Origin of the sequence: Sutcliffiella horikoshii, assembly GCF_044809035.1 — a bacterium.
Classification (GTDB): domain Bacteria; phylum Bacillota; class Bacilli; order Bacillales; family Bacillaceae_I; genus Sutcliffiella_A; species Sutcliffiella_A horikoshii_G.
On record NZ_CP085237.1, the window covers coordinates 3,128,364 to 3,141,011 of the forward strand.

At 42.6% G+C, this 12,648-nt stretch carries 12 protein-coding genes; 1 reads left to right on the forward strand and 11 read right to left on the reverse strand.

All coding sequences use genetic code 11. The annotated features are described in order from the left end of the window. Positions 1–35 precede the first annotated feature (35 nt). The 7 genes from spoVID to hemA form a co-directional block, all read right to left on the reverse strand. On the reverse strand, positions 36–1,277 hold the full coding sequence (gene spoVID / locus LG307_RS16385) for a stage VI sporulation protein D (protein WP_404444162.1): 1,242 nt from the start codon (positions 1,275–1,277) through the stop codon (positions 36–38). 314 nt (positions 1,278–1,591) lie between these two features. Further along, positions 1,592–2,881 carry a glutamate-1-semialdehyde 2,1-aminomutase gene (gene hemL / locus LG307_RS16390; RefSeq protein ID WP_404444164.1) on the reverse strand — a complete coding sequence of 430 codons (1,290 nt, stop codon included), beginning with the start codon at positions 2,879–2,881 and terminating at the stop codon, positions 1,592–1,594. 54 nt (positions 2,882–2,935) lie between these two features. Beyond that, positions 2,936–3,916, reverse strand: a complete 981-nt coding sequence (gene hemB, locus LG307_RS16395; protein WP_404444167.1) for a porphobilinogen synthase — start codon at positions 3,914–3,916, stop codon at positions 2,936–2,938. Between the two features lies 1 nt (position 3,917). Next, positions 3,918–4,664, reverse strand: coding sequence for a uroporphyrinogen-III synthase (locus tag LG307_RS16400; protein ID WP_404444170.1), 747 nt, complete (start codon positions 4,662–4,664; stop codon positions 3,918–3,920). After that, a complete protein-coding gene (gene hemC / locus LG307_RS16405; protein ID WP_404444173.1) occupies positions 4,664–5,596 on the reverse strand; it encodes a hydroxymethylbilane synthase in 933 nt (310 codons plus the stop codon). The genes LG307_RS16400 and hemC overlap by 1 nt, the downstream gene beginning before the upstream one ends. Positions 5,597–5,627: 31 nt before the next feature. After that, positions 5,628–6,461: an inner membrane protein YpjD gene (locus LG307_RS16410; RefSeq protein WP_010195815.1), complete on the reverse strand. Its 834-nt coding sequence runs from the start codon at positions 6,459–6,461 to the stop codon at positions 5,628–5,630. A 15-nt stretch (positions 6,462–6,476) separates the two neighbouring features. After that, positions 6,477–7,847, reverse strand: a complete 1,371-nt coding sequence (gene hemA / locus LG307_RS16415; RefSeq protein WP_404444176.1) for a glutamyl-tRNA reductase — start codon at positions 7,845–7,847, stop codon at positions 6,477–6,479. Between the two features lie 250 nt (positions 7,848–8,097). Between hemA and LG307_RS16420 the strand changes: the two genes are divergently transcribed. After that, positions 8,098–8,580, forward strand: coding sequence for a LiaF transmembrane domain-containing protein (locus LG307_RS16420; protein ID WP_404444179.1), 483 nt, complete (start codon positions 8,098–8,100; stop codon positions 8,578–8,580). Positions 8,581–8,810: 230 nt separating this feature from the next. Here the strand turns inward: LG307_RS16420 and LG307_RS16425 are convergent, their stop codons facing one another. From LG307_RS16425 to LG307_RS16440, 4 genes are all read right to left on the reverse strand, one after another. Beyond that, the gene (locus LG307_RS16425) at positions 8,811–9,542 is read right to left on the reverse strand and encodes an amino acid ABC transporter ATP-binding protein (protein ID WP_404444182.1); all 732 of its coding nucleotides are present in this window, start codon (positions 9,540–9,542) and stop codon (positions 8,811–8,813) included. Positions 9,543–9,561: 19 nt separating this feature from the next. After that, positions 9,562–10,224 (reverse strand): amino acid ABC transporter permease, encoded by a 663-nt coding sequence (locus tag LG307_RS16430; RefSeq protein ID WP_088019031.1) that lies wholly within the window; start codon positions 10,222–10,224, stop codon positions 9,562–9,564. Between the two features lie 119 nt (positions 10,225–10,343). Beyond that, on the reverse strand, positions 10,344–11,123 hold the full coding sequence (locus LG307_RS16435; protein WP_404444185.1) for a transporter substrate-binding domain-containing protein: 780 nt from the start codon (positions 11,121–11,123) through the stop codon (positions 10,344–10,346). Positions 11,124–11,420: 297 nt separating this feature from the next. Next, positions 11,421–12,623, reverse strand: a complete 1,203-nt coding sequence (locus LG307_RS16440) for a DHHA1 domain-containing protein (protein WP_404444187.1) — start codon at positions 12,621–12,623, stop codon at positions 11,421–11,423. Positions 12,624–12,648 lie beyond the last annotated feature (25 nt).

Consider the following 12,648-nt stretch of genomic DNA (forward strand, 5'->3'; position numbering starts at 1 on the left):
AAGGTCGCCCCTTCCTCACATTCCTCCAAAGCCGGTTATTGACTCTTAGAGGAAGCCTTTACCGGAATATACAACAATTGCCCTTCATTAACATGGTCATCTGTAGAAAGCCTATTGACCCTTATTAACTGTTGAATGGATACATCATATCGCTCAGCAATATGATCCATGGACTCCCCTTGCTGGACAATGCAAATTTTTAGTTTGGTGAAATCTTCCCCGCCTTCATCTGCAAAAATCTTGGTCAACGATAAATCATTTTCATCTCGCGGCTCATCGGAATAACCATCATGGTCATATTGCTGTGATGGTGCGGTAGCCTGTTGACCCTTCCTCTTATCAAAGAAGGAAACGACATTGGATGCTTCTTCCTCGTTCTGATGGTGGGTTCCTGCGTGCAAAGAATGTAGTGGAGCATACGCATCCTCCGCCTTAGTCTGATAAATATAGTCTGCAGGATTATATGGCGCTTCTTCCTCTACCGCAGGAGCTTTTCTTGCCTCCACTTCAAACGGGGCATACTCGCCATCCTCATCGTAATTGTATTGCATATTTCTATCAATCTCATCTTGATTGAGGATCTCTTCTTCTTCGTCTTCATCGTCCTCTGTATAGTACTGGTAGGTATCTTCCTCATATTCATTATCTGAGTTTTCACTTCGATACATCGGTTCGTATTCGAATGCTTCCTCCTCTTCAGCCGTTTCTTCAACATTTGCTTCTTGCTCGTATTGCGGAGCTTGATTTTGTGAAGCATATGCTTCTTCATGGTCGCGGTTCGGTTCCACTTCATATTGATACGCTTGTTCTACACTCTGCTCTTCCTCTTCCCAGGCAGGAGCGCTCTGTTGGTGGCCGTAAATACCAGAGATGGACAACTCCGCATCCAATTGCAGGCAGCCTCGAGTTGGGACACTGTAATCGAATGACTCAATCGCCACATAAATATCGTCCAAACTCTGAATCCTGTTTTTCGGTATTGTAATATCTACCGGAAAGCGATGGTTCAACGCGCAGACGCCGTCCTCTCGCTGCTCCACTTCCTGTACCACACGGGCTTGAGGCAGATACTCCTCCTCATCGTCGCCCTCTGCATTCACTTGATATTCCCCCGTTAATAATAAAGCTCCACGTATGGAAACATATTGGTCCTGCTCATAAATTTGTATATCAGGATCTAACGCAATGGAGATAAGCTCAGATACTTCCTGTCCCTTTTGAAACCATATCGATTCCTCAACTGAAAACCTCAAGCACGATTGCTGTTCTGAAGACAAAGGGGTTCCTCCTTTCACACCTATCAAAAATTTACTATATCAATAAAGATGTATGTTGAGATTTTGGAGAATATGAATGAAAGTTAGAAAATTTAAGGAGGGGGGTCAGACCCCGGCAGGAGATTTGAGCTGTGCGTCGAAGGGTGCATGGAAATTTGAGGTCGTTAGTAGATTGTATGATTTTTGGTGTGGTTTGATGTTAGGTTGTTTTGTTTTTCTGGTATGTTGGTGGTGGTTGGGAAAAACCAAAAAAACCCGCTCCAATGCATTCACATGCACCAGAGCGGGTTTCACTTAAACAAGTAAATCAATAATTAACCTTTAATCGCCGCAAACGATTTTTCAATCGCTTCTAATGTCTTTTCAATGTCCTCATCTGTATGAGCAGTGGACAAGAACAGGCCTTCAAACTGGGATGGCGGTAAGAACACGCCATTGTTTGCCATCTCACGGAAGAACTTCGCGAAATAACCTAAATCCGAAGACTTTGCCACATCATAGTTAACGACTTCCTCACTATTAAAGAAGAAGCCAATCATGGAACCTGCGCGATTTACAGATACAGGCACATCGTATTTCTCCCCAAGAGCGACAATCCCCTCTTCTAGGCGATCCGCTTTCTTGCCGAACTCTTTATACGTTTCAGGTGTCAATTGAGCGAGTGTTTCATATCCAGCTGTCATTGCAAGCGGGTTCCCAGATAAGGTACCGGCTTGATAAATCGGACCGCTTGGAGCAATCTGAGCCATGATCTCTGCTTTACCGCCATATGCACCAACAGGCAGTCCACCGCCGATTACTTTTCCAAGACATGTTAAGTCAGGTGTTACGCCGTAATATCCTTGTGCACAATGGTAATCCACACGGAAACCTGTCATTACCTCATCAAAGATTAGTATTGCGCCATATTCCGTTGTCACCTCACGCAAGCCTTCCAAGAATCCTGGTTGTGGAGGAACAACTCCCATGTTACCTGCAACAGGCTCGACAATGACACCGGCGATATCGTCACCAAATTCTTTGAATGCGTAACGGATGCTCTCCAAGTCATTGTATGGCACGGTAATCGTGTTTTGCGCGACACCCTCTGGAACACCTGGGCTGTCTGGCAAACCAAGTGTAGCGACTCCAGAACCGGCTTTAATCAACAAGGAATCCCCATGGCCATGGTAACAGCCTTCGAACTTGATGATTTTGTTGCGTCCAGTGTACCCACGCGCAAGACGAAGGGCGCTCATTGTTGCTTCCGTTCCGGAGCTTACCATACGTACTACTTCGATGGAAGGTACTCTTTCGATCACAAGCTTAGCAAGTTCATTTTCAATAAGTGTCGGTGCACCAAAGCTTGTCCCTGATTCTGTTACTTTTTTGATTGCTTCCACTACGCGGTCATTGGAATGTCCGTGAATCAGTGGTCCCCAAGAAAGGACATAATCTATGTATTCGTTCCCGTCCACATCGTAGATTTTGGAGCCTTTTCCTCTCTCCATGAAGATTGGGTCCATGTCTACTGATTTAAAGGCACGTACTGGGCTGTTGACGCCGCCTGGCATTAATTTGGACGCTTCCGCAAAAGCTTCTTTAGACTTTTCATAACTTCTCATTCTTCTATCATCCTTTCTTTTATCTGAAATGGATTTTTGTTACAGGCATCCACCTTACTTCTCATCCAACCATCGTGCTACGTCTTTTGCGTAGTAGGTGATGATCAAGTCAACACCGGCACGCTTCATGCCGATTAGTTTTTCCATGACGATTTCACGTTCGTTGATCCATCCGTTCATGGCTGCCGCTTTGATCATGGAGTATTCTCCGCTCACATTGTAGGCAACAACCGGTACATTGAAGTTGTTTTTCACATCACGGATGATATCTAAGTATGCCATGGCAGGTTTCACGATCAGGAAGTCCGCTCCTTCAAGCATGTCAGACTCTGCTTCACGAAGTGCTTCTTGGCGGTTCGCCGGGTCCATTTGATACGTTTTTCTGTCTCCGAATTGAGGAGAGCTGTGTGCTGCATCACGGAAAGGTCCGTAGAACGCAGAGGAGTATTTGACGGCATAGGACATGATTGGAACATCTTCAAAGCCGTTCTCATCCAACCCTGCGCGGATTGCAGCCACAAATCCATCCATCATGTTAGAAGGTGCAATAATGTCTGCCCCTGCACGCGCTTGGCTTACAGCTGTGCGCGCCAATAAGTCTAATGTCGGGTCATTTAAAATCCGTCCTTCTTCCACAATGCCGCAATGTCCATGAGACGTATATTGGCATAGGCAAGTGTCTGCAATGACCACAAGTTCTGGGAAGTGAACTTTGATCTGAGTGATCGCCTGTTGGACAATCCCATGCTCATGATACGCTTGCGTACCCACTTCATCTTTTTCTTTTGGCACACCGAACACAATCACTGATTTAATGCCCAGGTCCGTAACTTCGGCCATTTCAGCATTCAACAGATCCAAGGACAAATGATAGACACCTGGCATGGAAGGTACTTCATTTCGGATATTTTCCCCTTCTACCACAAAGATCGGGTAGATGAAGTCTTCCTTATGTAAATATGTTTCACGCACCAGTGAGCGCATGTTATCTGAATTTCTTAATCTTCGATGACGATTAAATTGCAAGTCTTTCATATTATGTATCCTCCCTTTTGAAATATTGCACAATTTCTTCTAGCAGACCGTCCATCGTATATAAGGATGGACTGATTGCCACGTTGATTCCTGCTTTTTCTGCAGCATGTTTTGTAATCGGACCGATGGTTGCGACCGGACCTTCAGGCAGTCCGAATAGTTCCATGAAGTTATGTACGGTAGAGGGGCTCGTAAAAGTGTATAGGTCCACCTTTCCCTCTTTTACCAGATTCCATTCCTTCTCATCAGGCACTCGAATCACGTTTTCATATACGACTATCTGCTTAACATTGTACCCTATTCTACTTAGTTCTTCACGCAAAAGGGGCCGGGCAAGGTTGCCCTGTATGAGCAGTACCGAACTTCTTTTCTCTTTATTAAAACTCTCTATCAAATCTTCTGCCGAAAAACGATTTGGCACAAGGTCCACTTTATAGCCTAACGCTTCCATTGCTAGCTTAGTTTTTTCTCCGACCACTGCAATCTTGTTTGGCAAGTGACCTTGATAGAGTTCAAAAAAATACTTCACGCCATTTACACTTGTAAACACAATCCACTCAAAATGTGAAATGTTTGCCTTAATATCTACCTTCACTTGCCATGTATCCGAAACCTGCTGAAATTGAATAAGAGGGACTTCAAGCGAGGTCCCTCCGAGTGCTGCGATCTGTTTGGAAAAATACCTTGCCTGCTCTTTGCTTCTTGTAATAAGAATGCGTTTATCGGCTAAAGGCAAAGTACGGTCCATTACTGATCCAGCTCCTTTTTCACATTATCAATTAGTGTCTTTCCGCCTTGTGCAGTCAGACTCTCCGCAGCTTCCAATCCGACCTTCACAGGATTTGTTCCTGTGATTCTCTCTTTATATAAAACAGATCCGTCTGGTGCACCTACTAGTACGGTTAACGCGATATTGTCATCCTGTCCAACAGAAGCAAATCCCGCAATCGGCACCTGACATCCGCCTTCCATTTTATGAAGAAACGCACGTTCAGCTGTGACTGCTTTATGTGTAACAGAATCTGTGAATAATGATAGAGTCTCAAGCAGTTCTGCATCATCTTCACGGCATTCAATGGAAAGTGCTCCTTGCCCTACAGCTGGTAAGCATAGATCTTCATCAAGGAATTCTGTCACGACATCTTTTGACCAACCCATTCTTGCAAGGCCTGCTGCGGCTAAAATAATCGCATCATAATCTTCGTTTTGAAGCTTTGCAAGGCGTGTATCAATATTTCCGCGAATCCATTTAATTTCTAAGTCCGGACGTTTTGCAAGAAGCTGTGCACCACGGCGCAGGCTGCTTGTTCCTACAATCGATCCGCTCGGCAGATCAGCAAATTTCACATGATCCTTGGAGATGAACGCATCGCGGTGATCTTCACGGAACGGAATGCATCCGATGGTCAATCCTTCCGGTAAAACTGCAGGCATATCTTTCATGCTGTGGACAGCCATGTCTATTTCCTTATCCAACATCGCCTGCTCGATTTCTTTTACAAAAAGACCTTTCCCTCCAACCTTAGATAAGGTCACATCCAGGATTTGATCTCCCTTCGTTACGATTTCCTTTACTTCAAAATCGAAAGGCGCACCTAAAGCCTTCAGTTGATCAATGACCCAGTTCGTTTGGGTTAAAGCAAGCTTGCTTCTTCTAGAACCTACAATTATTTTTCTCATATTTCCTCCTTACCCAAAACCAATGGGATTCCTATAAGATCCAAAAATGAAAATTTGATAATCTACCGAACAGGAAAAAGTTGATGAGGACGACAAGAAACGCTGCGATATTCCAGCTCGCAATAGCCTTCCCGCTAATTCCTTTGGCAAGTCTTTGATAAAAATAATAGCTGTATGCGGTAATGACGATAAATGATCCGATCACTTTCATGTCATACCATTGAAATTCGGACAGTTTCACAGATGCCCAAATGCTTCCTAATATTAACGACAGCAATAACATCGGTACTCCAATTACATTCAATACATAGGACATATGATCAAGTTTCGCCAAATCCTGAATGCGCAATAACCGCTTGCCCCACTTTTTCTCCTTTAACAGCCGATATTGGATGACATATAACAAGGAAAAAGCGAAAGAAAGGGAAAAGGCACCATAGGACAGGATCGCCATTGTGATATGTATGATGAGCAACTCAGATACCAACGCTTGCGCGACCACTTGTGATTCATGCTGTATCGGTGTGAACGTATGCAATGCCAAGACCAGAAATCCTATTACATTTGTAAAAAATACGATGAAATCTACTCGTAAGATTCTATTAATGACAAGGGAAAAGGTGATCAGCACCCATGTATAGAAGTACATTCCCTCATAAAGGGTCAAAATGGGAAATCGTCCGGTATCAAGCATCCGCAAAAATAAGAACACCGTTTGCAATACCCATACAATTGCAAGTAACCAGAAGGCTGTTTTATTTGCCTTCTGGTTATGTTGAAGAAAATCAATGAAATATAAGAGCACGCTTAAGGCATATAGAAGAATCGTTAATTCGTACAGCCTTGCGATTGTCATCTCTAGCATAGTTAACAGCCTCTCTTACGACCTGTATGTCGCAGCTTGAGGAAGCGGGATTCCTACAGGAGAAGCAGAATTCTTCTCCTTTTTCACAGTATAGTACTGTGTTTGAACTTCTTGCTGGACCGCCTCTTCTATATTAAAGATTTTGGTGAACAGTTCTAGAGATTCTTTTGCGTCAGATTCGGCTGAAAGTTCTTTCGCTCGTAAAATCGGGTCGCGCAACATCTGGTTAATGATGCTTTTCGTGTGCTTATTCAAGACCTTGATTTCACGCTCTGAAAGATGAGGCAGTTTACGTTGGATACTTTGCATCGTTTCGGATTGAATATCCAGCGCTTTTTGACGTAAGGCGGAAATGACCGGAACCACACCAAGTGTGTTCAACCAGTATTTAAACTCCACAATCTCCTCTTCTATGAACAGTTCAATCTCTTCTGCCGCTTTCTTGCGTTCTGCCAAGTTGGCATTGACGATTCCCTCGAGATCATCAATATCGTATAAGAAGACGCTCTCTAGCTTATCCAATTCAGGATCCAAATCTCTTGGAACGGCAATATCCACCATGAAAAGTGGACGCCCTTTTCTCATACGCTCGACATAGGTCATATCGTCTTTAGTCAAAACATAATCTTTGGCACCGGTAGAAGAGATGAGAATATCCGCTTCTACCAACGCACAGGAAAGCTCCTGCATAGACTTTGCCTGGCCTGCGAAACGATTCGCCAGGTTTGTTGCTTTTTCCAACGTACGGTTGATAACCGTGACTTTTTCTACCCCGTTGCTGTGAAGGTTCTGGACGGCGAGTTCTCCCATTTTCCCTGCGCCTAAAATTAATACATGCTTGTTTTTTAAATCCCCGAAAATCTTTTTCGCAAGCTCCACCGCTGCATAGCTGACAGAAACGGCATTAGATCCAATATCTGTTTCGGAATGTGCACGCTTAGCTAAAGTGATAGCTTGTTTAAATAATTGATTGAAAATCGTTCCGACCGTTTTATGTTCTTGTGCGGCAAGAAAACTTGTACGGATTTGGCCTAGGATTTGCGTTTCCCCAAGCACCATGGAATCCAATCCACAGGACACTCGGTACAAATGCTCGATTGCCCCGTCATGTTCATATATGTTCAAGTAAGGAGAAAACTCTTCCTTGTCTAAACCGAACCAGTCTGCAAGGAAAGCTTTAATATAATAACGTCCAGTATGCAACTGATCGACTACTGCATAGACTTCCGTACGGTTGCAGGTAGAAACAATGATGTTTTCCAAGATGGACTTTTGGTCCTTCAATGCTATCATTGCTTTATTCAGATCAGCTGGATTAAATGTCAATTTTTCACGTATTTCAACAGGGGCCGTTTTATAATTAACACCGACTACTATGATATGCACTTGTTCGTACACCCCCACAAAAAATAATATCATCTACTAAAATTATAACATGACTAATGCTAGATACTTTTGTTAAAATGTGAACAAATAGTTTCCAATTAAGTAATTAGGCTGCATGAAAATACACCGTTTTCATGGTTTCTCTTAGTTATATATTACAAACATTACAATTCTTTTATTCACCAACTTGTACATTAACAGAATTTCATTGTAGAATCAAGGTTTCAGCCTCGATCTCAAGGAGGAAAATATGAAGAAAAATAGCTTTCTGCCAGGTTTGCTTTTATTGTTTTTTGGTGCATATTTCCTGTTACAACAATTAAACATATTGTTGTGGGAAGGGATGTTGCACTGGTCCACTATCCTTGTTATTACAGGAATTGCACTTTTGTTACAAGCTTATAAACAGAGTGATTATCCTAACATTCTCCCTGGCTTTGTTTTACTGGGAATAGGTTTGCATTTTCAGTTAAAAGACATAGTTGATGCCTGGCCCGATCATTTCGCGGTAATCATTTTGATTATCGGGATTGGTTTTATCCTGCGTTCGCAAAAGACGAAGGGCGGGATGTTTGAAGGAGTTCTGTTATGTATTCTTGCCAGTTTCTTTCTTTTTTACGATTCGTTTATGGAGATGCTTGGTGTGGTAGAGACGGGTGTTGCTAGTTTACATACTTTTTGGCCTGTTTTGTTGATTTTGCTTGGTGCGTTTTTTGTTTTTAAGAAGAAATAAGGGAAGACCTACAAGCAATGGAGTGTTATTCCGTTGTTGTAGGTCTTTTTTCTCTTGGTTATTGTTTAGACGCAGCTGTTGATTTCCGCAAACGGCTTCGCTTTCCGCGGGTCGGCCTTGAGCCTCCTCACAACGCTTCAGGGGTCTCAACATTGCCGCTACTAACCCGCAGGAGTCTACGCCTTTTGCTCCAATCAACAGCTAGAAATCATTTAACTCCCTGTTTTTGGTTACAGAACAGCTTCTAGGAAGTCTTTTGTTCGTTGTTTTTTTGGGTTTTTAAAGAGGTCCTGTGGTGGGCCTTCTTCGACGATTTTGCCGTCGTGCATGTAGATGACACGGTCGGCGACTTCTTGTGCGAATCCCATTTCGTGGGTGACGACCACCATGGTCATTCCTTCTTCGGCAAGTTCCTTCATTGTTTTAAGTACTTCTCCCACCAGTTCGGGGTCAAGGGCGGATGTTGGTTCGTCAAACAGCATCACTTCAGGCCTCATGGCAAGCGCACGGGCAATTGCCACACGTTGCTTTTGCCCGCCCGAGAGTTTTTCGGGATAAACATTCTCTTTGTCTGACAAGCCTACTTTTGCCAAAAGGTCGGATGCAATTTTTCTTGCTTCCTCTTTTTTCAGCCTCTCAACCTGGACAGGAGCTTCCATAACATTCTCTAAAACGGTTTTGTGAGGGAAAAGATGAAAATGCTGAAACACCATGCCAACTTTTTGACGGACTTTATTTAAATTGTCTTTTTCTACGTCTACTTCCTTGCCATCTATGACCACGGTGCCGCTATCCTTCATTTCAAGAAAGTTCAAGCAGCGCAGGATCGTACTTTTACCGGATCCGCTGGCACCAATCAGGCAGACAACTTCTTTATTTTTCACTGTCAAAGATATATCTTTTAAAACATGTAGATCTCCGAACGATTTATTTAAATTTACGACTTCTATTTTATTACTCATTACCTCTACCTCCTATCTCCTATCTATCACTAGCTGAGAATTTACGTTCCAATAGATTAACAAATATTCCAATCAACCCTACAAGGAATAAGTAGTAAACAGAAACTACCAACAAGTACGTCATATAGTCAAAGCTGTTTGCACCTTGTGTTTGCGCTACATTGAACAGTTCGTAGAAACCGATGAATGCCGCTAAGGATGAATCCTTTAAACAGATGATAAACTGATTTCCAAGTGGCGGCAGTGCCCTTCTGAACGCCTGTGGCAAAATAATTCTTCTCATCGCCAGATTGCGGGTCATACCCAAAGAGCGTCCTGCTTCCATTTGTCCCTTGTCAATCGATTGAATGGTTCCACGGAATATCTCCGCAATATAGGCACCATTATGGAAGGCCAGAGCCAATGTGACGGACCAGAATGCAGTGATTCCCATCTGTACTAATCCATAGTAGAAAACAAAGATTTGAACAATTAACGGGGTTCCCCGCACTAGGTATATGTAAGTATTCGCAATCCATTCAAGTACTTTAATCTTAGATATTTTAAGAAAGGCAAAAAATAAGCCGACAAAAAGTGCAATTACAATTGAAATGGCTGTAATTTGAAGGGTTTTTAGCATCCCTCTTAAAAACATGTCGTATGAACTGAAAAAAACATCAATAAAATGTGCTAAACTGGGCATACTTTGCTTCACTCCCTTATGCTGATGTGTGCTATTAGTGGTGGTTAAAGCTGATAAAAAATGTGTGGTGAGTGAACACCACACATTTCAGAGACAGGATTGATTATTCTAGTTCGGTATTACTCACCCGGGTCTGAAGTAATGTCTTCACCAAAGTACTTTTCACTTATCTCTTTCAATTTTCCGTTTTCACGTAATGTTTCAAGCGCTTCATTAATCGCTTCCAGTAAGGCTTCATTTCCTTTGGCTACCGCCACAGCCTGTTCACTGCGATCCAATAGTTCGCGTGCCTCCAGTTTCATTCCGGCTCCGATTGCTTCACGACCGGTTACAAAATCAGTTACCACTGCATCATGGCGGCCATTGTTAAGTGCCTCTAATGCTACAACGTCGCTATCATAGTTTACGATATTATCAGATACACCCTCCACTAAATCTGCATAGGTGGATCCTCTGGAAACGGCAATTTCCATTCCCTCTAGATCCTCCATGGTTTGGATATCACTGTCAGGACGCACAAATATCTGGGCACCAGAGTAATAGTACGGTGTGGAGAAGTCCACTTCTTTTAATCTCTCTTCCGTAATGGTATGACTCGCAACCGCAGCATCAAAGCGGCCATTCTTTACTCCTTCAACAATACTCGCAAAAGTGTACTTTTCCTGCTCTGGTTCCAACCCAAGCTCAGCTGCAATAGCTTCCCCGACTTCGATATCAAAACCGGTCATGTTTCCGGAACCGTCTGTAACACTAAATGGCGCAAATTCTCCTGAAGAAGCAAATATAAACTTGTCTTCCTTTACTAATTCGTACCCTTCGCTTGTTGTTGTTTTACCACCGCATGCTGCAAGAATGGTGGACAACAAAAATAACGTGACTAACAATACCCTTTTTTTCAATTTCCAAAATCCCCCTTAGTGTCCATTTTTTTCGTCTCCCTTTTATGTTAACAATTACGGAAAACTACCACAAATAAGCTCAGTAATCATATTTGATAATTTTTCTGTAAATTCTAACTTCAGAAGACCTGACTACCTGTGTATCTTATGTATGCGCGGAATTACTCCTTGTACATTCTATTCCCTAATGCTCCACGCTAATAAACATATTTTTCGAAATTTTTCGCACTTTTAAAAAACAAAAAAATAGATTCCATAGCCTGTGTCACCTCACAGCCATGAAATCTATCTAAACCTCTAATTATTTGATAGGATACGTTTTATTTCTTGGAGCAGTTCATTCCCTGTAATTATTCTTTCGCCCCCTCCTTGAACAAAGCTTTCACTGCCGCCTCCTTTTCCATTTATTAACGGAAAGACATCTTTCGCAATAAGCTTCATATTCAAGTCAGATTTGCTCCCCTTTGCACCAACAAATTGCACCTTTCCTGCATTTTCCGCAAATAGGAACACGTTAATGTCATCGGCACCAGAGGTTATTTTCCGGGCCATACTCTGAAGCTCTGACATCTCTCTAGTTTGAAACACAGCCAAGATTAATGCTCGGCCTCCTACTGATTCCATTTGGGAAGCAAGTGCCATTGCTTCATAATCAAGAAGCTTATCTTTTGTGTCTTTTAACTCTTTTGCCTGTTCTTTACTTTGCCCTAACATTCTTGAAACTGCTTCAGCCATTCCATTCTGAGGAGCATTCAGTAATATGGATAGTTCAGAAAGCACCTGTTGTTTCTCTTGAAGCTGCTTTAACACTCGATTCCCCGCTACAAAGGTGACGCGGATCATTTTCTTTTGTTTTTCCAACGAAAGGATTTTAAGGGAAGCTACTCCTCCAGTTGTACGAGGATGTGTTCCTCCACAACCGCTATAATCAAAGTCCGGAATGATTACTAAGCGGATATTTTCCGAAACAGACAGCTCTTTTCTTAACGGGTAATCTGATAGCGCATCCTTTGAGACCCACTTGGCCACTATCTTGCGGTTTTCAAGGATAATTTTATTAACTAGTGCTTCAGCTTCCAGAAATTCCTGTTCTGTCAATTCATTGATATCAAGGTCAATGGTGGATGTTTCTTTGCCCAGGTGAAAACTTTTCGTTTTATAGGAAAATAGCTCTTCAAAAGCTGCTGATAAAAGATGCTGCCCTGCATGTTGCTGCATATGGTCATATCGTCTTTCCCAATCGATGGTTCCTTTGATTTCACCAGTTGTTTCGGGAAGTGGGTCCTCCAGGTAATGTCTGATTTCTCCGTTGATTTCCTGGACATCAATGACCTTTTGATTGTTCAATGTTCCAATGTCATAAGGTTGTCCGCCTCCTTCTGGGTAAAATGCGGTTTGTTCTAAAAGGGCATACCATTTTCCAAATTCGTCTTGAATTTGCTTTATTAGTGTGGTGGTGAATGTCTGTATGTAAGGGTCTTGATAAAACAACTTTTCCATCTATATCACTCCTGGCTATAAACTA